The 21,889-nt window shown below is 65.9% G+C and carries 24 protein-coding genes; 9 read left to right on the forward strand and 15 right to left on the reverse strand.

Annotated elements, in window-relative coordinates:
• Positions 1-4: 4 nt before the first annotated feature.
• From ETR14_RS10975 to ETR14_RS11015, 9 genes are all read right to left on the reverse strand, one after another.
• On the reverse strand, positions 5-988 hold the full coding sequence (locus ETR14_RS10975) for a DUF4424 domain-containing protein (RefSeq protein WP_129384638.1): 984 nt from the start codon (positions 986-988) through the stop codon (positions 5-7).
• A 24-nt stretch (positions 989-1,012) separates the two neighbouring features.
• Positions 1,013-1,237 (reverse strand): usg protein, encoded by a 225-nt coding sequence (locus tag ETR14_RS10980; RefSeq protein ID WP_129391704.1) that lies wholly within the window; start codon positions 1,235-1,237, stop codon positions 1,013-1,015.
• Between the two features lie 278 nt (positions 1,238-1,515).
• Positions 1,516-1,881: an iron-sulfur cluster assembly accessory protein gene (locus ETR14_RS10985; RefSeq protein ID WP_129384639.1), complete on the reverse strand. Its 366-nt coding sequence runs from the start codon at positions 1,879-1,881 to the stop codon at positions 1,516-1,518.
• A 7-nt stretch (positions 1,882-1,888) separates the two neighbouring features.
• Entirely contained in the window at positions 1,889-2,359 is a 471-nt protein-coding gene (locus ETR14_RS10990; RefSeq protein WP_129384640.1) for an SUF system Fe-S cluster assembly protein, read from the reverse strand.
• Complete coding sequence (locus ETR14_RS10995; RefSeq protein ID WP_129384641.1) at positions 2,356-3,570, reverse strand: cysteine desulfurase; 1,215 nt, start codon at positions 3,568-3,570, stop codon at positions 2,356-2,358. Before ETR14_RS10995 ends, ETR14_RS10990 begins: the two co-directional genes overlap by 4 nt.
• Complete coding sequence (locus tag ETR14_RS11000; protein ID WP_129384642.1) at positions 3,570-4,667, reverse strand: SufD family Fe-S cluster assembly protein; 1,098 nt, start codon at positions 4,665-4,667, stop codon at positions 3,570-3,572. Before ETR14_RS11000 ends, ETR14_RS10995 begins: the two co-directional genes overlap by 1 nt.
• Positions 4,664-5,407, reverse strand: coding sequence for a Fe-S cluster assembly ATPase SufC (sufC, locus tag ETR14_RS11005; RefSeq protein WP_129391707.1), 744 nt, complete (start codon positions 5,405-5,407; stop codon positions 4,664-4,666). The genes ETR14_RS11000 and sufC overlap by 4 nt, the downstream gene beginning before the upstream one ends.
• Before the next feature lie 44 nt (positions 5,408-5,451).
• A complete protein-coding gene (sufB, locus tag ETR14_RS11010; RefSeq protein ID WP_129384643.1) occupies positions 5,452-6,924 on the reverse strand; it encodes a Fe-S cluster assembly protein SufB in 1,473 nt (490 codons plus the stop codon).
• Positions 6,921-7,388: an Rrf2 family transcriptional regulator gene (locus ETR14_RS11015; protein ID WP_129384644.1), complete on the reverse strand. Its 468-nt coding sequence runs from the start codon at positions 7,386-7,388 to the stop codon at positions 6,921-6,923. The genes sufB and ETR14_RS11015 overlap by 4 nt, the downstream gene beginning before the upstream one ends.
• A 152-nt stretch (positions 7,389-7,540) precedes the next feature.
• Between ETR14_RS11015 and ETR14_RS11020 the strand changes: the two genes are divergently transcribed.
• The 5 genes from ETR14_RS11020 to ETR14_RS11040 all read left to right on the forward strand — a co-directional run bounded on the left by ETR14_RS11020 (position 7,541) and on the right by ETR14_RS11040 (position 13,827).
• Positions 7,541-8,755: a hypothetical protein gene (locus ETR14_RS11020; protein ID WP_129384645.1), complete on the forward strand. Its 1,215-nt coding sequence runs from the start codon at positions 7,541-7,543 to the stop codon at positions 8,753-8,755.
• 93 nt (positions 8,756-8,848) lie between these two features.
• On the forward strand, positions 8,849-9,910 hold the full coding sequence (locus ETR14_RS11025) for a quinone-dependent dihydroorotate dehydrogenase (protein ID WP_129384646.1): 1,062 nt from the start codon (positions 8,849-8,851) through the stop codon (positions 9,908-9,910).
• Positions 9,911-9,974: 64 nt separating this feature from the next.
• Complete coding sequence (locus ETR14_RS11030) at positions 9,975-10,208, forward strand: DUF2061 domain-containing protein (RefSeq protein ID WP_129384647.1); 234 nt, start codon at positions 9,975-9,977, stop codon at positions 10,206-10,208.
• A 37-nt stretch (positions 10,209-10,245) separates the two neighbouring features.
• Complete coding sequence (gene ggt / locus ETR14_RS11035; RefSeq protein ID WP_129384648.1) at positions 10,246-11,976, forward strand: gamma-glutamyltransferase; 1,731 nt, start codon at positions 10,246-10,248, stop codon at positions 11,974-11,976.
• A 57-nt stretch (positions 11,977-12,033) separates the two neighbouring features.
• Entirely contained in the window at positions 12,034-13,827 is a 1,794-nt protein-coding gene (locus ETR14_RS11040; protein ID WP_129384649.1) for a long-chain fatty acid--CoA ligase, read from the forward strand.
• 24 nt (positions 13,828-13,851) lie between these two features.
• On the opposite strand, the gene ETR14_RS11045 is transcribed toward ETR14_RS11040, so the two are convergent.
• Both ETR14_RS11045 and gloB read right to left on the reverse strand, forming a co-directional pair.
• On the reverse strand, positions 13,852-14,265 hold the full coding sequence (locus ETR14_RS11045; protein ID WP_129384650.1) for a hypothetical protein: 414 nt from the start codon (positions 14,263-14,265) through the stop codon (positions 13,852-13,854).
• Between the two features lie 72 nt (positions 14,266-14,337).
• On the reverse strand, positions 14,338-15,066 hold the full coding sequence (gloB, locus tag ETR14_RS11050) for a hydroxyacylglutathione hydrolase (protein ID WP_129384651.1): 729 nt from the start codon (positions 15,064-15,066) through the stop codon (positions 14,338-14,340).
• A 210-nt stretch (positions 15,067-15,276) separates the two neighbouring features.
• On the opposite strand from gloB, the gene ETR14_RS11055 reads away from it, so the two are divergent.
• Positions 15,277-15,678 (forward strand): hypothetical protein, encoded by a 402-nt coding sequence (locus tag ETR14_RS11055; RefSeq protein WP_129384652.1) that lies wholly within the window; start codon positions 15,277-15,279, stop codon positions 15,676-15,678.
• A 24-nt stretch (positions 15,679-15,702) separates the two neighbouring features.
• Here the strand turns inward: ETR14_RS11055 and ETR14_RS11060 are convergent, their stop codons facing one another.
• Genes ETR14_RS11060 through ETR14_RS11075 form a run of 4 tightly spaced genes read right to left on the reverse strand, consistent with a single transcriptional unit; the run spans position 15,703 to position 18,001 of the window.
• Positions 15,703-16,119, reverse strand: a complete 417-nt coding sequence (locus ETR14_RS11060) for a VOC family protein (RefSeq protein WP_129384653.1) — start codon at positions 16,117-16,119, stop codon at positions 15,703-15,705.
• A gap of 58 nt (positions 16,120-16,177) precedes the next feature.
• Positions 16,178-16,486, reverse strand: coding sequence for a DUF1272 domain-containing protein (locus ETR14_RS29715; protein WP_129384654.1), 309 nt, complete (start codon positions 16,484-16,486; stop codon positions 16,178-16,180).
• A 42-nt stretch (positions 16,487-16,528) separates the two neighbouring features.
• The gene (locus tag ETR14_RS11070; protein WP_129384655.1) at positions 16,529-17,113 is read right to left on the reverse strand and encodes an NUDIX domain-containing protein; all 585 of its coding nucleotides are present in this window, start codon (positions 17,111-17,113) and stop codon (positions 16,529-16,531) included.
• Between the two features lie 21 nt (positions 17,114-17,134).
• The gene (locus ETR14_RS11075; RefSeq protein WP_129384656.1) at positions 17,135-18,001 is read right to left on the reverse strand and encodes a DMT family transporter; all 867 of its coding nucleotides are present in this window, start codon (positions 17,999-18,001) and stop codon (positions 17,135-17,137) included.
• 68 nt (positions 18,002-18,069) lie between these two features.
• Here ETR14_RS11075 and ETR14_RS11080 point away from each other — a divergent pair, with 68 nt between their 5' ends.
• From ETR14_RS11080 to ETR14_RS11090, 3 genes are all read left to right on the forward strand, one after another.
• A complete protein-coding gene (locus tag ETR14_RS11080; RefSeq protein WP_129384657.1) occupies positions 18,070-19,473 on the forward strand; it encodes a PLP-dependent aminotransferase family protein in 1,404 nt (467 codons plus the stop codon).
• Between the two features lie 110 nt (positions 19,474-19,583).
• Positions 19,584-20,849, forward strand: a complete 1,266-nt coding sequence (locus tag ETR14_RS11085) for a glycosyltransferase family 2 protein (protein WP_129384658.1) — start codon at positions 19,584-19,586, stop codon at positions 20,847-20,849.
• Positions 20,833-21,885: a Gfo/Idh/MocA family protein gene (locus ETR14_RS11090; protein WP_129384659.1), complete on the forward strand. Its 1,053-nt coding sequence runs from the start codon at positions 20,833-20,835 to the stop codon at positions 21,883-21,885. Before ETR14_RS11085 ends, ETR14_RS11090 begins: the two co-directional genes overlap by 17 nt.
• The last annotated feature ends 4 nt before the right edge of the window (positions 21,886-21,889 follow it).

Genomic DNA, 21,889 nt, shown 5'->3' on the forward strand with positions numbered 1-21,889 from the left:
GCGATCACCGGCCTCGCGGGCTGATGATCAGCACGTGCAGATCGGCAGCCGGCCGCCAGTTTTGGTGCCGCACTTCGAACTGGGTCGGCCCGATCTTGCGTACCCCGTCGGCGCAGAAGCTGACGAGATTCTCGGGCGCGCCCTTGTCGACGACGAGCCGGAAGCTGCCGATCGGCGACCGCCAGTTGGCGCCGGTCTTGAGCACGTAGCTGACGGTGCGATCCGGAAGAGAAGCGGTCTCACCACTCATCTGGCGGGCGAGCCGGTCGACGCCGCCCAGGAAAGCGGGATCGATGCAATATTCGGCGATCAGCGCCTTGCCTTCCGGCGAGTCCCTGAAGCCTGGCAGTACCAGAGGCGTTCCGACGCTTCCCCCCGTTCCCGGGACATATTCATGCTCAACGAGGAGATCGCGGCCCGCCGGAAAGACCTGCTCCCAATAATGGGTCTCGCGAACCGTCCAGAGCGGCGCGAGGTGGCGCTCTGCGCCTGCGCCGGCATCAGATTCGTCCGCTTGAACGAGCCCGAGGGCGAGCAATCGATCCTGCTCGGCCTTCGCGAGCCGATCGAGCCGCGCACCCGGATCGTCCGACAGCGGCACGCTCAACGCGGCGAGCAAAGCAGTGTGGTCCTCGCCGCCGAGCATCGCCTTGCGCTCGACCGACATTCCGACCGGCTTCCCATCAACCTTGGTGGTGAAATCGTGCGGAAAGGCGATATCGCCATATTCGCGGTTGGCCAGTTCGTCGTCGGGCATCGGAAAGGCGACCGTCGTCCTGACATCCTTGCCGGTGCGGTTGCGGAAGACATAGCGCACCCGCACCTTCTCCGCCGATACGAACAGATCTTCGGAGACCATGTCGATCGCGTCCGTGCGCGTCAGCACGAGCCCGCCGGCGGCGGTCTCGGCGGTGCTGTCGTTGGCGAGCGCCGTCGCAGCGAGGCAGACGGCTGCAACGGCTGCCATGTATTGCACAATCCTGGTCATCGTTCCCCCCGTGGAGAACGCGCTCTAGTTGATCGTGATCACGCCATCCACTGCCCGCCACTCGGCAGGGCGGATGAGATGCTGATGGGCGATCCGGACCGAGTGGATCGCCGCGTCGATATCGGTGCGCCAGTGGTCGAGGAAGCGGTGGAGGATCGGAAAGCGTGGCGCCAGATCATAGTCCTGCCAGACGAACAATTGGATGAGATCGGGATGGTCCGGCATGTAGTAGCTGATCTCGGCAGTCATCAGGCCATAGCCTTGAACCTGGCGGATGAAATCGCGGTCGTTGCTCAATTCGCCCTCCCCGATGCGGGTGTGGAACGAACGTCATCATGATCCGAATGCGTTAACGATACGCACACCATGGCTCGCCTCTCGAATCCCGTCGCACTCTCCTTCCCGACGCCGGCAGGCGGGGCGGATAATACGAGCAAGCCGGGGAGTCGTTCCGGGGCCGGCGTGCAAACGAAAACGCCGCCGGACGACTCCGACGGCGCTTGGCTTTATGGTCGGCGACGAACGACTTAGACGGTGAAGCTCTCGCCGCAGCCGCAGGTGCCCTTGGCATTGGGATTGGTGAAGACGAAGCCGGCGGTGAAATCGTCCTCCTTCCAGTCCATCGTCGATCCGATCAGATACAGGATCGACGATCCATCGACGAAGAAGGGACCGGCCGGCGTTTCGATCCGTTCGTCGAGCGGCTTGGCTTCGGTGACATAGTCGACCGAATAGGCAAGGCCGGAGCAGCCGCGGCGGGGCGTCGACAGCTTGACGCCGATCGTGCCTTCGGGCGCCTTCGCCATCAGCGTCGCAATTCGCGCTTCCGCACTGGGCGTGAGGATCAGTGCCGCCGGACGCGGACGGTGGGTCTTGGTCAGAGTGTCCGTCATCTCGTCCTCACAACATGCCAAGTTCGAGCTTGGCTTCGTCCGACATCTTCTGCGGATCCCAAGGCGGATCCCAGACGAGTTCGACCTGAGCGTCGCCGATCCCCGGCACCGCTCCGACGCGGAGTTCGACCTCGCCGGGCATCGACTCCGCGACCGGACAATGAGGCGTGGTGAGCGTCATCTGCACCCGGGCGTGATGCTCGGGCGTGATCTCGACATTGTAGATGAGGCCGAGATCGTAGATGTTGACCGGGATTTCGGGGTCGTAAATCTCCTTGAGCGCGTCGATCACCGCCTCGTAGAGGTCGCCGCCCGGCGCACCCGCGGACGGCTCCGCCGGCCCGGCCTGTTGCGACAGGAAGCCATCGAGATAGTCGCGCTTGCGCTCGAACGTCTCGACCACGTCGCTGACCCGCGCCTTCGGAGGCGCAGGCGCTTCGGTCACTTCCTCGATCTCTATCTTGCGTTCCTGGTTCATCCGAAGATTCTCGTCACCCGTTCGATCCCGCGGACCAGCGCGTCGATGTCGCGTGGCCCATTATAAACGCCGAAGCTGGCCCGCGCCGTCGCATCGACTCCCAGATGGCGCATCAGCGGCTGGGCGCAATGGTGCCCGGCACGGATCGCCACCCGGCTCTCGTCCAATATGGTGCCGATGTCGTGCGGATGCACCCCTTCGAGCGCAAAGCTGACGATGCCGGCACTGTCGTCCGGCCCGAATACGCGGAGGCTATTGATCGACGACAAGGCGTCGCGTGCCTCGCGCACCAGGGCATTCTCGTGCGCACTGATCGCGTCGAGCCCGATGGCCTCGACATAGTCGATCGCTGCCTCGAGCCCGAGTACGCCGACGACGTGCGGCGTCCCCGCCTCGAAGCGCGCCGGCGGCGGCGCATAGGTGGTCCCCTCGAAGCTCACCCTGTCGATCATCGCGCCGCCGCCCTGCCAGGGCGGCATCGCGCCGAGCAGATGCGTGCGGCCCCAAAGCACGCCGATCCCGGTCGGGCCGTAGAGCTTGTGGCCGGAAAAGACGTAGAAATCGCAGTCGAGATCGGCGACATCGACGGGCAGGCGTGGCACCGCTTGACACCCGTCGAGCAGCAGCAGCGCGCCGACGCCGTGGGCAAGCTTGGCCGCCCGCTTCGCGTCGAGCACCGATCCGAGCACGTTCGAGACGTGGGCGAGCGCGACGATCTTGTGCTGCGGCGTCAGCATGCGCGCCATCGCATCCAGATCGATGCGGCCGTCTTCGGTGAGCGGCGCGACGTCGATCGCAGCGCCGGTGCGTTCCGCGACCAGCTGCCAGGGTACGATGTTCGAATGGTGTTCGAGCATCGACAGCATGATGCGGTCGCCAGGCTTCAGATTGGCGCCTCCCCAGCTCTGCGCGACCAGGTTGATCCCTTCCGTGGCACCGCGCACGAAGATCACCTCATCGCTCGACGGCGCGCCGATGAACCGCGCCACCCGACGCCGCGCCGCTTCGAACGCCAAGGTCATCTCCGACGAACGCTGGTAGACGCCGCGGTGGACCGTCGCATAGGTCTCGGAATAGCCACGTGCGATCGCGTCGATGACCGGCTGCGGCTTCTGCGCGGTCGCTGCAGTGTCGAGATAGGACCAGCCATTCGGAATCGCGGGGAAATCGGCAACGTGGTCGAGGGGCCGGGTTGGCGAGAGCACGTCCATCACGCATCCTCCTCCCGCCCGAGCCAGGCATTCGCCTCGTCCAGGAAGGCGGTGCGCACGTCTTCTTCGCCGATCCGCTCGATCGAGTCGGCGACGAAGGAGGCGGTGAGCAGCGCCTTCGCCTCGGCCCGCGGGATGCCGCGGCTGGCAAGATAGAAAAGCGCATCGCGGTTGAGTTCGCCGACCGTTGCGCCGTGCGCGCACTTGACGTCGTCGGCGAAGATCTCGAGCTCCGGCTTGGAATTGATCGTGCCCGTCCGCGACAGCAGCAATCCCTTGAGGGACTGTTCGCCGTCGGTCTTCTGGGCGCCGCGCGCTACCTCTACTCGCGCAGCCACCGAGCAGGTCGCCTGATCGTCGGCGACCGAGCGCCACACCTGCCGGCTCTGGCCGTTCGGCTGCTCGTGGCGGATGACGAGATTGGCGTCATGACGCTGGCGGCCTCTCGCCAGCAAGGCGCCACCGACTTCGGCGAAGCCGGCATCGCCGGCAAGCCGGACCTCGCCGTCGAGACGGGTGTCGGCAGCCCCGGCCGCGAGCGTCGTCAGGACGAAGCTGGCGCCTTCACCGACGACGACCCGGTCGGCAAGGCTGACATAGCCGGATGCTGTCAGAATGCGCCGGGACAGCATCAGCCTTGCGCCCCTGTAGAGGGTCACGTGCGTGAGGCGATTGGCCCAGCCGTCGCCGAGAAAGGTCTCGACCACAGATGCCTGCGAGTCGACGTCGAGCTCGATGCGGGCCGGAAGATGATCCGCCGCGCCGGTGGAAACATGAATGACCTGTACGAGCCCGAGCGGCGCATGGCCGCCGGCGAGCCGCAGGGTCCATCCCTCCCCGCCGATCAGCCGTGCCAGCGCATGGCTGCCGAGGGGCGTGTCGAGAGGTCCGATCGTGATCGGGCCGAGCACGCTGTTCGCCGCATCCAGTCTGCCATCGACGAACAGCAGGCGCGGACCCGGCGTTGCGCAGTCGAGCCACGGCAGCTGCGCGGGCATCTGTCCGGTCGGTGCGCGCGCCGCGATCTCGGGCAACGCCGAGAGATCGCTCCAGCGCCACGCCTCCTCGCGCGGAGACGGAAGTTCGAGCAGGCTCATGCGGCCATCGCTCCATAGCCTTCGCGCTCGAGCTCCAGCGCGAGTTCGGGGCCACCGGACCGGACGATCCGCCCGGCCGCGAGAACGTGGACGAAGTCCGGCTGCACGATGTCGAGCAGTCGCTGATAGTGGGTGATCAGCAGCACCGCTTTGTCCGGCTTGCGCATGATCCGATTGATCCCCTCGCCGACCACCCGCAGCGCATCGATGTCGAGGCCGGAATCGGTTTCGTCGAGCACGGCGAGCTTCGGATCGAGGATGCCCATCTGCACCATCTCGTTGCGCTTCTTCTCGCCGCCCGAGAAGCCGACGTTCACCGGCCGCTTCATCAAGTCCATCGATATGCCGAGCGCATCGGCCTGGGCGCGCGACAGGCGCAGGAAATCGCCTGCCGACATCTCCTCCTCGCCTCGTGCACGGCGCTGGGCATTGAGGGCGGTGCGCAGGAATTGTACGTTGGAAACGCCCGGGATCTCGACCGGATATTGGAAGCCGAGAAACAGCCCGGCGGCAGCGCGCTCGTCGGCGCCCATATCGAGCAGATCCTTGCCGTCGAAGGTGACGGAGCCTTGCGTCACTTCATAGCCGTCGCGGCCGCCGAGCACATAGCCCAGGGTCGACTTGCCGGCGCCATTCGGCCCCATGATCGCGTGGATCTCGCCGGCATTCACGGCGAGATCGATGCCCTTGAGGATCGGCTTTTCGGCAACGTTGGCGTGGAGGTTGTCAATCTTGAGCATCATCGTCTTTCGTCAGAATGGGTCGGAGCGCGCGGCGCGATGGGTTATCCCACACTCCCCTCGAGGCTGATGCCGAGCAGCTTTTGCGCCTCGACCGCGAACTCCATCGGCAATTGCTGCAGCACCTCGCGGGCGAAGCCGTTGACGATCAGCGCCACCGCATCTTCCTGGTTGAGGCCGCGGCTCATCGCATAGAAAAGCTGGTCCTCGCTGATCTTGGAGGTCGTCGCCTCATGCTCGATCTGCGCAGTCGGGTTGCGCACTTCGATATAGGGCACGGTGTGGGCGCCGCACTGATCGCCGAGCAGCAGCGAATCGCACTGGGTGAAATTGCGGACATTCTCGGCGGTCGGGCCGACCCGGACGAGCCCGCGATAGGTGTTGTCGGAGCGGCCGGCGCTGATCCCCTTGGAAACGATCGTCGAGCGGCTGTTCTTGCCGAGGTGGATCATCTTGGTGCCGGTGTCGGCCTGCTGGCGATTGTTGGTGAGCGCGACCGAGTAGAATTCGCCGACGCTATTCTCGCCTGCCAGCACGCAGGACGGATATTTCCAGGTGATCGCCGATCCGGTTTCGACCTGGGTCCAGCTCACCTTGGAATTGCGGCCCTGACAGAGCGCGCGCTTGGTGACGAAATTGTAGATCCCGCCCTTGCCCTCGGCGTCGCCCGGATACCAGTTCTGGACGGTCGAATATTTGATCTCGGCATCGTCGAGTGCGACCAGCTCGACCACGGCGGCGTGAAGCTGGTTCTCATCGCGCATCGGTGCCGTGCAACCCTCCAGATAGGAGACGTAGGAACCCTTGTCGGCGACGATCAGCGTTCGTTCGAACTGGCCCGTATTGGCGGCGTTGATCCGGAAATAGGTGGACAGCTCCATCGGGCAGCGGACGCCTTCCGGAATGTAGACGAAGGTGCCGTCGGAGAAGACCGCGCTGTTCAAGGTGGCGAAGTAATTGTCGTGCATCGGCACGACCTTGCCGAGCCACTTCTTCACCAGCTCGGGATATTCGCGGATCGCTTCCGAGATGGACAGGAAGATGACCCCCGCCCGCTTCAGCTCCTCGCGAAAGGTGGTCGCGACCGAGACGCTGTCGAACACCGCGTCGACCGCGACCTTGCGCGCGCCCTCGACGCCGGCGAGCACCTTCTGCTCCTCGATCGGGATGCCGAGCTTCTCGTAGGTGCGGCGGATTTCAGGATCGAGCTCGTCCAGCGACTTGAGCTCGGGCTTCACCTTCGGCGCCGCATAATAAAAAGCGTCCTGATAATCGATCGGCGGCACTTTCATCTTGGCCCAGTCCGGCGACTGCATCTCCAGCCATTTCCGATAGGCCTTCAAGCGCCAGTCCAGCATCCACTCCGGCTCGTTCTTCTTGGCCGAGATGAAGCGGACGGTGTCTTCCGACAGGCCCTTGGGCGCGAAATCCTGCTCGATGTCGGAGGTGAAGCCCCATTCGTAAGTGGCCGCGCGCTCGGCGGCATCGTGGGCTTCCCGGTTCCTGACGTCACTCACTTCATTTCACCTTGTAACTGGGGCTCGGCAGCGGCGGCGGCGCGGGGCGGTGCCGGCATCGCGGCATCGGCGAGACTTTCGAGGCTGACATTCTGCAGGGCGCCGCGGATGGCGCCGTTGACGGCGAGAAGATGCGGCTTCACCTGGCAATTGCCCTCGAGCACGCAATCGCTGCGCGCCTCGTCCGCGCAGGTCGTCATCGCGATCGGGCCTTCGACCGCCTCGACGATGTCCGCCAGACTGATCTGCGGCGCGGAGCGCGCCAGCGTGAAGCCGCCGCCGGTGCCCCGCGCCGACACGAGCAGGCCCGATCCGGCCAACCGCCCCATCAGTTTCTGCGCAGTCGGCAGCGGCACCCCGGTTTCCTCGGAAAGCGCCGTCGCCGACAGCCGCGCACCGGCCGGACGGCGGGCGGCCGCGGCCATCATCACGACGGCATAGTCCGCAAGGGAGGTGAGGCGCATGGTTCCAATCGGATCGAATCTGTCCGATTGCGCATGTGGCGCCGATCGCCGCGTTAATCAACCCTTTGCCGCTTGCCCCGATAGAGGTCGTATCCGGCCGCGCCCACAGGGGAGCCGGTGATCATTTTCCGTGGAGTTGAGGGGGTAAATCAATGCGTTTCCAATCGTTCGTCGCGGCGATCGTCGCGACGTCGCTGCCGCTGTCCGCGGTCGCAGCTCAGACCGCACCGGCACCGACCGACGACAGTGCCGAAGACATCGCGAAGGACGCGGCGCGCGATCTCAAGGACAGCCGGTTCTACAACAAACCGGGAGCAACCCGTGCGCAATATGACGCCGACTGGCAGGAGTGCCGGCTGATCGCGCGCGGTTCGCAGACGCCGACCGGCACCGTGCCATATTATTACAATCCGGCCGTGATCTCCCCCCTCGCCGCCGGCATCGGGGCCGGCATCGGCGGTCTCATCGCGGGTGCGATTGCCGAAGGGCAGCAGCGACGCGCTAATCGGCGCACTTGCCTGATGATCAAGGGGTGGCGCCTGGTCGAGCCTTCCGCCGCAACGTCGGCCAAGGTCGCTGCGATGGATGACGCGCAGCGTGACGCCTATTTCAACGCGGTCGTCGGCGCTGAAAACGTGCAGGGCGAAATTACCGAGCGGACGACGTTTGCGCTGCAGCCCGATCCGGCGCTGAACCTTGACGGGACGGCAGGCCCGGGATCGGTTTTCCTCGGCAAGAAGATCGATCCGGCGGCCTCGTTCGCGCTGGCGCCCGGCGAAGGCGCCGTGGTGCTGGCATTCCGTCGTCCGGACGAAGGCAGCGCCGGCCGATCGGCCTCGCTGTCGCTGGCCCGCTACGACGTCGAGGGACGCGACCTCGTCTATCAGCCGCGGGACTGGAAGAAGAAGGGCGACAAGACCACCTATTCGACCTTCGTTGCAAGCTCCGACCGCAAGGCGCCGCTGGAGGTGCACGTGATCAGGCTGACCGCCGGCGATTACGTCGTCACCGGCACGTCCGTCGGCAAAGGCGTGATCGTTACCAGCAATTGTTTCGGTGCTCCGACCTTTCAGGTTCGCGCCGGCGAGGTCGTCTATCTTGGAGACTTCATCCCCTTCATGGACGTCAAACTCTCGACCGGGAGCAAATTCTTCGGCCTGGCCCATGCGGAGCATTTCGACGATGCGCGCAAGGTGCTTGCCGAAAAGCAGCCGGAGCTCGCCGCATCGTTGCAGCCGGCCGTGATCAGGAACCGCGCGACCTATGGCTGTTCGGCGATCACGATGGACCGTTGGGATCTGCCCGGCAAAGAGGAACTCGCTCCGCCGGCGCCGAAGGGCGAGACGGTCGCGCTGTCGAACCGCTGATCCTGCGAAGGGGCCGGGGATCATCCCGGCCCCGATTCCGGAATGCTCTCCGCATGCTCGATCGGTGGGGAGAGCTGTGCCATAGGCGCGATCATGGCCCTCTATCCTCTGCTTCGCCCGCTCGTCTTCAATCTGGATGCGGAGCGAGCACATCGCTTGACGATTGCAGCGCTCAAGGTTCTGCCGGTAGCGGCACCGGTCCAAACGTCCGACCCGGTGCTGCGGATGGACGTTGCCGGGCTCTCTTTTCCAAACCCGATCGGGCTGGCCGCCGGCTTCGACAAGGACGCCGAAGTTCATCGGCAAATGCTGGCCCTTGGTTTCGGATTTGCGGAGGTCGGCACGGTGACGCCGCTGCCCCAGGCGGGCAATCCCAAGCCGCGTCTGTTTCGCCTGGCCGAGGATCGTGCGGTGATCAATCGCATGGGTTTCAACAATGGCGGGCTGGCGACCGCTAAGGCCCGGCTTGCCAAGCGCGATAGCCGCGTGGGGATCGTCGGCGTCAACATCGGCGCGAACAAGGACAGCGTCGATCGCGTCGCCGATTATGCGCGCGGTGTCGCCGAAATGGCGCCGCTTGCCGATTATCTCACCGTCAACATCTCCTCGCCCAACACGCCCGGCCTGCGCGCGCTGCAGGATCGGGCGGCGCTCGCGGACCTGCTCTCGGCAGTGGTCGAGGCGCGGGCGGCGTCCGCCGCCGCGCCGCCGATCTTCCTCAAGCTAGCGCCCGATCTCGAGCGCGCCGACATCGACGACATCGCCGCGGTGTCGATCGGCCGGATCGATGCACTGATCGTCTCCAACACCACGATCAGCCGGCCGGTGCTGCGTTCGCGGCATCGTGATCAGGCCGGCGGCTTGTCCGGTGCGCCGCTCAAGGCGCTGGCACTGGCACGGCTCCGCAACTTCCGGAGCGCAACCGGCGGCGCGATCCCGCTGATCGCTGCCGGCGGCGTCGAAAGCGGCAGCGATGCGCTGGCGCGAATTCGCGCCGGGGCGAGCCTGGTGCAGCTGTACAGCGCCTTGGTGTATGAAGGGCCCGGTTTGGCGAAGCGGATCGCGGCCGATCTCAAGCGGCTCCTCGCGCGCGAGGGCTTTGCCGGCGTTGCCGAAGCGGTCGGAAGCGAACCGGCGCAAGCTCGATCAGAGTGATCGCATCATTGCATTGGCCAGACATCGTCCGACGCGCGACAAGCGCGTGGACAGGATTGCAGCCATGCCGACAGATCTCTTGAAGACCCTCACCTATCTCTCGATCCACCTGACGATAGGGTTCAGCGTCGCCTATTGGTTCACCGGATCCTGGAGCGTCGCGGGAGGCATCGCCCTGATCGAGCCGGGCATCAACGCCGTCGCCTTCTTCTTTCACGAGAAAGCCTGGAAGCGCGAGCTGCCGTTCGGCCTGCAGCGCCTGGTGGGACAGGCGCGGTCGCGGAGGCTTGCCTCTTAAGCCTTGCCGCAGCCCGCGGGAAAGCTAGTGTCCCGCCATGCTTCGCCATTTTATCCTGCCGTTCTCGGCGCTTCTCGCTTCCTGCGCCGCGGTGCCCGCCGTCGACAGCGGGGCCGTTCCGGCGTCCGCCGCCGCCACTGTTCCCGTGGCGCCCCGCCCCGGCATGGTTTCGGCCGCCGATCCGCGGGCGGCGGAGGCGGGACGCGAGATCCTCAATGCAGGTGGCAGCGCCGCCGACGCTGCGCTGGCGATGATGCTGGCGCTCACCGTCGTCGAGCCGCAATCGTCGGGAATCGGCGGCGGCGGCTTCTTCGTCTACCATGACGAAACGAGCGGTGGGATGTCGACGATCGACGGCCGCGAAGAAGCGCCGGCGGCTGCCGGTTCGAACTGGTTCTACACCGCGGCCGGCCAGCCTCTGCCGTATCGCCAGGCCATCCCGGGCGGCCGCAGCGTCGGCGTGCCCGGCAATATCCGGCTGATGGCCCGCGCGCACGAGGCGCATGGCAAGCTCCCCTGGGCGAAACTGTTCGAGCCGGCGATCCGCCTCGCGCGCGACGGCTTCGTGATCACGCCGCGATTCGCGCGCACGCTTGCGGCCAACGCCGATCTCGCCGCCTCGACGCCGAGCGGCCGCGGGCTCTTCTACGATGCCGACGGGACCGCCAAGCCGGCCGGGACAACGGTCCGCAATCCCGAGCTCGCCCGCTTCCTCACCGAGCTTGCAAGCCGGGGCCCCGAATGGTTCTACACGGGCCCGAACGCCCAGGCGATCGTCAGCGCCGTCAATGGTGCGGCACGCAATCCTTCGCAGATGAAGGTCGGCGACATCGCGTCCTATGAGGCGAAGGCGCGCGATCCGGTCTGCGGCACCTATCGGCAGTACCGCATCTGCGGAATGGGTCCGCCCTCATCCGGCGGCACCACCGTGTTCGCGATCCTGAAGCAGCTCGAGCGGTTCGACATTGCCAAGCTCGGGCCCAACGACCCGGAAGCGTGGCATCTGATCGGCGACTCGATGCGCCTCGCTTATGCCGACCGCGAGGCCTATGTCGGCGACCCCGACAATGTTCGGGTGCCGGTCGAAGGGATGATCGATCCCGCCTATCTGAAGGCGCGATCGGCGCTGATCCAGCCGGGTAAGGCGTTGGCGCACGTCACCGCGGGAACGCCGCGGGGGGCGCCCAAGGTCGCCTCCGTGCGGGACGGCGAAGTGCCGGCGACCACCCACTTCGTCGCCGTCGATGGTGCCGGCAACGTCGCCAACATGACCTCGACGATCGAAGGTCCGTTCGGCTCCGGGCTGATGGCCAACGGCTATTTCCTGAACAACGAGCTCACCGACTTCAACATCGTGCCCGACCTGAACGGCGTCGCCACCGCCAATCGGGTCGAGCCCGGCAAGCGGCCGCGCAGCTCGATGGCGCCGACCATCGTTTATGGTCCCGACGGAGAGGTCCGGATCGCGATCGGAGCGGCCGGCGGCGTGACGATCATCGCCCAGGTCGCCAAGGCGCTGATCGCGGTGCTCGACTGGAACATGAGCGCCCAGGACGCGATCGCGCTGCCGGTGATGATCGGCCTCGAAGACCAGTTGCGGCTGGAACGCGGCGGCACGCTCGAGGCGATGGCGCCGGCCCTGCGTGCAATGGGGCACCAGGTCGCCGTCGTCAGCCCGGGCTTCAAGGCCAATGCGATCGAGCGGATCGACGGGCATTGGGCCGGCGCCGCCGATCCCCGCAGCGAGGGCGTCGCTCTCGGCCAGTGATTCACCGGGAAGCCCAAGCATGGGCACCGGCCGATTGAACAAACCCTGGGAGGGGACATGCGCGCGTTCGAACACTTTCCTAATCTGGTGACGATGTTCTTCAGTCGTGCCGCGGAAAAGGGCGATGGGCCCTTCCTGTGGTCGAAATCCGAGGGAGAATGGCGGTCGATCAGCTGGCGCGAGGCCGCTGAGCGCGTAGCCTCCCTCGCCGCGGCGCTGCGCAAGATCGGTCTCGCGTCGGGGGACAGGGTGATGCTGGTCTCGGAGAACCGGCCGGAATGGTGCATCTCCGATCTCGCGATCATGGCCGCGGGCTGCGTCACCGTGCCGACCTACATCACCAACACGGAACGCGATCACAACCACATCCTGAGCGACAGCGGCGCCCGTGCGGTGATCGTATCGACCGCCAAGCTGGCCCGGCCGCTGCTGCCGGCGGCGATCCGATCGAACAGCTGCGAGCATGTGATCGGGATGGAGCCGCTGCCGGGTGGGCAGGCCGGCAATGTCGCCTTTCACGACTGGTACGAGATGATCGAAGGCGCACCGACAGACGTCGCGGGCGTTGCCGCCGAGGCGGACCGCGTCCGCCGCGAGGACCTCGCCTGCCTGATCTATACGTCGGGGACCGGGGGCGCGCCGCGCGGCGTGATGCAGCATCACGGCGCCATCCTCCACAATGTCGAAGGCTGCGTCACCGTCATCGCCGAGGATTTCGGGTGGGACGACGAGGTCTTCCTGTCGTTCCTGCCCGCCAGCCACGCCTACGAGCATAGCGGCGGCCAGTTCTTCCCGATCGGGATCGGCGGCCAGATCTATTATTCGGAAGGTCTGGAGAAGCTCGCCTCCAACATCGAGGAGGTGCGGCCGACGATCATGGTGGTGGTCCCGCGTCTGTTCGAGGTGCTGCGCCAGCGCATCCTCAAGAGCGTCGAGAAGCAGGGCGCTGTGACCAACTATCTGATGAAGCGGGCGCTCGAGATCGGTGCGAAGGATTATGCCGGTGCGGTGCCGATCTGGGATCGGCCGATGGACCTGCTGCTCTCACGCACCCTGCGGCCGAAGATCAGCGCCCGGTTCGGCGGCCGGATCAAGGCCCTGGTTTCGGGCGGCGCGCCGCTCAACCCCGACGTCGGCATCTTCTTCCATTCGATCGGTCTGACCCTGCTCCAGGGCTACGGCCAGACCGAGGCGGCGCCGGTAATCAGCTGCAACCGGCCGAGCGCCGGGATCAAGATGGACACGGTGGGACCGCCGCTCAAGAATACCGAAGTCCGGATCGCCGACGATGGCGAGATCCTGGTCCGCGGCGAGCTGGTCATGAAGGGCTATTGGCGCAACCCGTCTCAGACCGAGCAGGCGCTGGAGGGCGGATGGCTGCACACCGGCGACATCGGCCATCTCGACGAGAAAGGCCGGCTGGTGATCACCGATCGGAAGAAGGATCTGATCGTCAACGACAAGGGCGACAATGTCGCGCCTCAGAAAGTGGAGGGCATGCTGACCCTCCAGGAACCGATTCTGCAGGCGATGGTGGTCGGCGACCGGCGGCCCTATCTGGTCGCGGTCATCGTCCCCGATCCCGAATGGACGGCGGAGTGGACCAAGGCGCAGGGCAAGAAGCGTGATCCCGAGGCGCTTCGCCGCGATCCCGATTACGTCCGTGCAATCAGCGCCGCCGTCGATCAGGTCAACAAGGATCTCTCGGTGATCGAGAAGGTGCGCCGTTTCATCCTCGCCGATGAAGCGTTCACGGTAGAGAACGAGCAGCTCACCCCTTCGATCAAGATCCGCCGCCACGTCATCCGCAAGATCTACGACGAGCGACTGGACGCGCTGTACAAGAAATAGAGCTGCCGCGCTGCGCGCGCCGCGTTACCTAGGATTGCGATCGTACGGCGTGAAATCGCCGAGGCTGCAGCCGCCATATTGGAAGCCCGCCACCGGATCGAAGACGTCGACGATGTCGCCGCGGCAGAGCTGCGACGTGGTGGTCTTCGTCCGCAGCGCCCGGCTGCTGGTCAGGGCCGGGCAGCCTGCGGCAGGACGATTGACCCAGATCCGCCTTCCCGTGCCCTCGAATATGATCGCCGCCTCGCCGGCGCTCCGGTTACCGCGCAGAGTGCGGGTCGGAACGCAGCTCACCGGCGGGCCGGCCTGACGGTAATTGGCGAGTTCGGTCGCAAGCTGCGCCTGATCCGCCTGGCTCGCCCCCGCCGGCGCGCGCTCTGCCGGCTGGGTGGTGCAGCCGGCCAGGGCCGCCAGGGGCAGGAACAGGATCCGCTTCATCGTCATTCTCCTCGCAGGCGAGAACGCCATGGCGGGCGTTCGGACGCACCCCTTGATCCAGATCAGACGGATTCAACCCCGGAAAGCGTCCTTGGCCAGCCGCCTTTCGGCGAGCTCCTCCGCCGATCGTGCCCGCATGAACGGGTTGGTCGCGCGTTCGAGCGCGATCGTCGTCGGTACCGTCGGTTCATTGACGGCGCGCGCCGCCTCCACCCGCACCATACGATCGCGAAGCGCCTGATTGTTGGGCTCCACGACGAGTGCGAAGCGACCGTTGGAGAGCGTATATTCGTGCGCGCAATAGACCCGGGTCTCGGCGGGCAGCTTGCTGAGCCGCTGGAGATTGGCGTGCATCTGTGCGGCTGTTCCCTCGAACAACCGGCCGCAGCCCATCGCGAACAGGGTGTCGCCGACGAAGGCCGCCTGCGCCGAGGGAAGATGGTAGGCAATGTGCCCGGCGGTGTGCGCCGGCACCTCCATCACGTCGGCTTCGATCGCACCGATCCGCACCCGATCGCCTTCGCGCACCTCGCGATCGAGCGTCGGGATTCGCGCAGCCTCCCCGGCGGGGCCTGCCACCGTGCATCCGGTCGCTTCCTTCAGAGCCGCATTGCCGCCGGTATGATCGGGATGCCAATGCGTGTTCCAGATCTGCGTGATCCGCCATCCCCGCGCCTCGGCGGCGGCGAGGACCGGCGCGGCCTCGGCCGGATCGATCACCACCGTCTCGGCGGACTGCGGGTCGTGGAGCAGCCAGATGTAATTGTCGGAGAGAGCAGGGATGCGGACGATCTCGATCATGGGGTCTTCTTATCGAAAGCAGCCGAACGGATCACGTACTTCCGAAAGGTCGGCAACAGTGTCGCACTTGACCCTCGATCGTCCGGTCGGCACCTTGGTCCAGCCGAGATTGGGGGCGACGCGGTGACGATTTTCAGCAGACAGGCGCAGTGCGCCGCTGCTCTCTCGGCAATGTTGGCGAGCGAAGCTGTTGCCTCGATCCCTCCTGCCTTGCCGATCAAGATCGTCTCCGAAGATCGGCGAGTCGAGGCGCTCTCTCGGGCTGCCGTCGAGATGCTGAGCGCTTACGACAATTTCTTCCGGCGCGAGATTCCCATCAGCGCTGCCGAGCTTCGCGCGTGTGGATTGTCGGACAATGCGTGCCTCCGCGCAGCACTGGCCCGCGCCGCCGCCGGCAACCAGCCGGTTCTGATCCTTGCCCAAAGCGCTGGCGGAAACGACGTCGTCTGGACCTGTGTCGGCGGCGGCACCACGGCACACAATCCTGCGGCGCAGCGCCTGACGATCGATTTTTCCGCTGCGATTTTCGGCCGGCCTGAGCTTCGAAGCGCCTTGCAGACGAAGATGCTGGCCTGCATCTTCGCTGCTGCCGACGAGGAGAGCGCCCCTTGACGGCTCGGCCTTGTTTCGCTTGCCTTACCAGTGGCCGGTGTTCGGCATCGATGCCCAGGGTTCCTCCGGCGGCTTCGGATCGCCGGCCTGGAGGAGCTCGATCGAGATATTGTCGGGCGTGCGGACGAACGCCATGTGGCCGTCCCGCGGCGGACGGTTGATCACCACGCCATTGTCGATGAGCCGCTGGCAGGTCTCGTAGATATCGTCGACGCGGTAGGCGAGGTGGCCGAAGTTGCGGCCTTCGCCATATCCTTTCTCGTCCCAATTGTGGGTGAGCTCGACCTGCGCCTGTTCGTCGCCCGGCGCGGCGAGGAAGATCAGGCTGAACCGGCCTTTCTCATTGTCCATCCGGCGGATCTGCCGGAGCCCGAGCAGCTCGAAAAAGCGGATCGTCGCCTCCGGATCGGAAACGCGGATCATCGTGTGCAGATATTTCATGATCGTCCTTTCACGCCGGATATGGCGAAAGGCGCGGACCGATTCCAGCGCACGGCGATCATCTGCGCTCGGGTGGGATCTCGCAAATGCGCGCGCTGAAGGCGGCGACATCTTCCGCGGAGAAAGCGAGGCTGCGGCGCTTCTCGGACGGCGGCTGATGGTGCCGCGAGATGCCGGGGCGCCATTCGCGGGCCGGCCTGATCGGACGCGGCGCGAAGCCGCCCCCGCAATTCGGACAGACATTGTCGATCGCCGCGACGCACGCTTCGCAGTACGTGCATTCGTAGGTGCAGATGAAGGCGTTGGTTGCGTCGGGCGGCAGATCGCCGTCGCAGCGTTCGCAATTGGGTCTCAGTTCCAGTGCCACCTACGATCTCCTTCCCGGTGATTGGCGTTCCCGCGCCTTCCCTCAGTCGCGGAATAGCGTCAGTGCGGCATGCTGGACCAGCATGATCGTCTTGCCGTCGCATATGCGGCCATCGTCGACCATCGCCAGCGCCTCGTCGATGTCCACTTCGAGGACATCGATGTCCTCGCCTTCGGCGGCGCTGCCGCCGCCTGCGCTCACCCGGTCCTTGGGCGCATATTCGGCGACGAAGAAATAGAGCTTCTCGGTCACCGAGCCGGGGCTCATATAAGCTTCGAAGACTTGCCGGACGGCACCGATCGCGAAGCCGGTCTCTTCCGCCACCTCGGCCCGGATCGCCTCGGCGGGATCGCGCGCATCGAGCAGTCCGGCCGGCGCCTCGATCAACAGATCGTCATAGCCGTTGACGAAGGCAGGGAAGCGGAACTGCCGCACCAGGAGGATCGTCCGTCTCGCCGGATCGAACAGCAGGATGACCGCGCCGTTGCCGCGATCATAGGTCTCTCGAGTCTGCTCTTGCCACCTCCCATCCGAACGCAGGAACGAGAAGCGGCTCTTCTTCAAGATGTACCAATTGTCGGACAGCAGGGTGACGTCGTGTATCCGTACGCGTTCAGAGATGCTCATGCCGGTCCTTGATCAAACGGGTCAGGCGAAGCGGCGGGCGCCGGCGACGCAGGGAAGGATTGCGAGGGCGGCCAGCAAGGTCGGCCAGCCGATCGCCTCCCGCAGCAGCAGCGCGCTCAAGGTGAAGCCCGCCAGCGGCTGCAGCAATTGCAATTGGCCGACCTTGGTCGTCCCGCCGAGCGCAAGCCCGCGATACCAGAAGACGAAGCCGATCAGCATCGAGAAGAGGGAGACGTAGCCAAGGCCGATCCATGCGGAGGGAGCTATGCCGGAGAGAGTCGCCGGCCACAGCCAGAGTGCGACCAGCAACATCGCCGGCGACGAAAGCACCAGTGCCCAGCAGATAACCTGAACGCCGCCCAGGTCACGAGCGAGCGCCGCACCTTCGGCATAACCGAGCCCGCACAGGAGGATCGCGGCAAGCATCAGCCAGTCGCCGGAATGATCGCCACCCGCCGCCGCCCCGTTCAGCAGCGCGAAGCTGCCGACCACGGCGGCCCCGGCCACGGCGAACAGCCAGAACGGGAGACGGGGGCGCTCGCCGCCGCGAAGAATCGCGCCGCCGGCCGTGGCGATCGGCAGCAGGCCGGTGAACAGAATGGCACGCGCCGAAGGCATGTGAGTCAGCGCGAGCGCCGAGAACAAGGGGAAGGCGAGCACCACGCACGTCGCGACCAGGCACAGACTGCGGACCTTGGGCCAGGTCAGCCGCTGCCGCTCACCCGCGAGCAGCAGCACGATCGCGGCGAGCGTTGCCAGCAGCGCGCGCGCCGCCGTCAGGAAGATCGGCTCGAAACCCGCCACCGCCGCGCGCGTCGCGGGAAGGGATCCGCTGAAGATCAGGATGCCGATGAGGCCGAGCGCCATGCCGTGTTGTTGCCGTGTCATGAAGGGCGGTGTCTGGGAAGGACCGCCCGCTGGCCAGACACGATCCAGTACGATAGAGCTGAACTGTCATGGTCAGAACTCCGGTACGCACGACGAGCAAGGTCGCGCAGGTGATGGACGTCATCCGCCACCGGGTGGAGCGCCGCCAGCTCACGCCCGGCGCCCGCATCCCCTCCGTGCGCGCGATGGCCGAGACTCTGACCGTTTCCAAATCGACCGTGGTGGAAGCCTATGATCGGCTCGCGGCCGAAGGGCTGGTCGAGGGGCGGCCGGGATCGGGCTTCTACGTCGCCGCGCCGCTCGCACCGTTGAGGCTGTTGCCGGCCGATTCGCAGACCGACCCGACGGTCGATCCCTTGTGGACGATGCGGCAGTCCTTGCGGCCGTCCGGAACCGGGCTGCGTCCGGGCTGCGGCTGGCTTCCCGAAAGCTGGATGCCGGAAGATGCGCTGCGGCGGGCCCTGCGCACGCTCGCGCGTGACGGCAGGGCCGCGACCTTGCTGGAATATGGCTCGCCACAGGGCGACGAGACGCTGCGCACGCTGATCGCCCGCCGCATGGCGGACCAGGGCGTCGAGGCTGGGCCGGATCAGGTGTTGTTGACCGATTCCGGGTCGCACGCGATCGATTTGATCTGCCGCTTCCTGCTGGAAAGCGGCGACACCGTGCTGGTCGACGATCCCTGCTATTTCAACTTCCACACCGTTTTGCGCGCGCATCGTGCGAAGGTTGTCGGCGTGCCCTATACGCCCACCGGACCCGATCTGACGGCGTTCCGGACCGCGGTCGAGGCACAGCGGCCCCGGCTCTACATCACCAATGCAGCGCTTCATAACCCCACCGGGGCCACCCTCTCGGCGGCGGCCGCGCATCGCATCCTCAAGATCGCCGAAGCGCACGACATGGTCGTCGTCGAGGACGACATCTTCGGCGATTTCGAAGCCGAGCCGGCACCCCGTCTCGCCGCCTTCGATGGGCTCGACCGGGTGATCCGCATCGGCAGCTTTTCGAAGACCCTGTCTGCCTCGGTGCGCTGCGGTCATATCGCGGCGCGGAGCGACTGGATCGCCGGGCTCACCGATTTGCGGCTCGCGACCGGCATGGCGTCGAGCCCGCTCGCCGCCGCCTTGCTGGTCTCCGTCCTGACGGACGGAAGCTATCGCCGCCATGTCGAGCGCGTCCGCGCGCAGCTGGCGCGCCGCCGCGGACCGGTGCTCGATCGTCTTGGCGCGCTCGGCATCGACGCCTGGCACGTGCCCAGCGCCGGCATGTTCCTGTGGTGTCGACTGCCCCCGGGCTGCGACTCCGCAGACGTCGCGCGCATTGCGCTCGCCGAAGACGTCGTACTGGCACCGGGAAATGCGTTCAGCGTCGGCGGCGGCGCCGCCGACTTCATGCGCTTCAACATCTCCCAGATGGACGATCGCAGGATCGACGGTGTCCTGGCGGAGGCAGTGGCACGGTTGCGCTGATGGCGTCGATGCAGCTTTCATCGGCTATGCTCGGAGAAGATCCCCAGGCAATCTTAAATCTGTTGTTAACCAAGCACGTTTAGCCCTGCTCCGTCACAGGCGGGGATCAGATGCGCGAGCTTTCGACACCGGAAATCAAGACCATGGTCGCGGAGGGGCGCGTGCTCCAGGTGTCCATCGTCATGCCGTGCCTCAACGAATCGGAGTGCCTGGAGCATTGTATCCTCAATGCACGGGCCGCTTTGGCCGAGATCGACAGGCGCTTTGGCCTCGCCGGCGAGATCGTGATCGCCGATAATGGCTCCACCGACGGCAGCCAGGCGCTGGCGACAAGGCTTGGCGCGCGAGTCGTGGCGGTTGCCGCGCGCGGCTATGGCGCGGCCCTGATCGGCGGCGCCGAAGCTGCGTTCGGCCGCTATATTTTGATGGGGGATGCCGACGGGAGCTACGATTTCACCGATGGCGTGGCGATGATCGGCTGTCTTCACGCCGGCGCCGATCTCTGCATGGGCTCGCGCTTCCGCGGTGGCATCGCGCCGGGCGCGATGCCGTGGAAGAACCGCCACATCGGCAATCCGGTGCTGACCGGGTTGCTCAATATCCTGTTCCGTTCGGGCATCGGCGACGCGCATTGTGGATTGAGGGCGATCCGCAAGGAGTCGTTCCTGGCGCTGAAGCTGACCGGCACCGGCATGGAATTCGCCAGTGAAATGGTGATCAAGGCCGCCCTGCTCGGCCTTCGGATCGACGAGGTGCCGGCGAAGCTGCTCGTCGACAAACGCAGCCGTGCGCCGCATCTGCGGCCCTGGCGCGACGGCTGGCGGCACCTGCGCTACCTGTTCATGCTGAGCCCCACCTGGCTGTTTGCGGCGCCTGCGATCCTTGCCGTCGTAATTGCCGCGATCGTGCTTGGCGGAGCGGCGCTCGGCCAATCTGGAGCGATTCCGTTGTTGTTCGGCTCGGCCTGGACAATGCTTGCCGGGGGGCTCCTGGGATTGGGACACCTCGGCCTCATCATGGCGCTCGCCAGCCATATTCACGGGGTCCGTTCGGGGTTTCGTCGCCGCCGGCCCTTTCTCACGCGGGCGGCGAACGTCCTCAATCTCGAGACGATGCTGATCACCGGAGCCGCGCTCGCCTTGCTTGGCGCAATCGGTCTGGGAAGCATCGCCGCACTTTGGAGCGCAGAGGGCTTCACGCCTCTCGACAACACCCTGCCTCTGGTACTCGCAGTAGTCTCCCTCGTGATCGGCTGTCAGACGATCCTCGGCGGGTTCCTGCTCGCGGTGGTCGGCGGCAACGAAGCCGCTTTCCTGAAGCCGGAGCCAGCCGTGCTCCCTACCAAGCTGGAGATCCTGCGTGACCGCGCCGCTTAGAACCGCCGCAGTCGGCCTAGGATGGGTTACCCAGGCGCGACACATCCCGGCAATGCGGCGCAATCCGCGGTACGAACTGATCGGTGTCGTCGACCGTGCGCCGGGCCGCGCCAAGGCACTGGCGAGCAAGCTCGGCTGCCCAAATCATGCCGAAACCGGCGACCTTTCGGCAGTCTCCTGGCTCGACCAGGTGGATGCGATCACGGTCGGCACCGCGCCGATGACCCATCATGACGTCGTGTGCCAGGCACTGCGCCTCGGCAAGCATGTGATCACTGAAAAGCCATTCGCGGCGAGCGTCGCGGAGGGCGAAGGGATGGTTCGTGTGGCGGAGCAGAACGACCGTCAGCTCGCTGTCGTTCACAACTTTCAGTTTGCTCGATCGACGCGAAGGCTGCTTGCAGAGCTCGAATCCGGGCGGCTTGGGGCGGTGATGGGGCTGAGTGCAATCCAGCTCGGCAATCCCGGACGGCGTCTGCCGACCTGGTATGAAGAGCTCCCGCTCGGGCTGTTCTACGACGAGAGTCCGCACCTGCTTTACCTTCTTCGGCGGCTTGCCGGAGGGCTCTCGCTGGCAAAGGCGGTGACGGTGCCAAGCACGCGTGGCCTCAACACACCAGCGCGGATCGATGCGTGGTTCCGAGCCCCCGACGCAGCGTATCCGATCACGCTCAGCTGTAACTTCGAAAGCCCCGTGTCCGAATGGCATCTGCTCGTTTTCGGCGAGAAGCGGCTGGCCATCGTTGATGTCTTTCGGGACATCTATCTGTCCCTTCCAAACGACGGAAACCATGACACGCGCACCGTATTGCGGACCAGCGTTGCCGCAAGCGCGCAGCATTGGATCCAGCACGTCACCAGCGGCATTCCGCATCTCACCGGGCGCCTGCTCTACGGAAACGATCAGGTGTTCGATCGCTTTGCCCGCGCGGCGACCGGCGAACCGTCGGCGCTGGAGCCGATCTCGGCGGCCGCAGGTCTCGACGTCCTGAAGCTTCAGCATGCGATCATCGACAACCAGGAAATCGTCGCGTGAGCCG

Source organism: Sphingosinicella sp. BN140058 (assembly GCF_004135585.1).
Taxonomy (GTDB): domain Bacteria; phylum Pseudomonadota; class Alphaproteobacteria; order Sphingomonadales; family Sphingomonadaceae; genus Allosphingosinicella.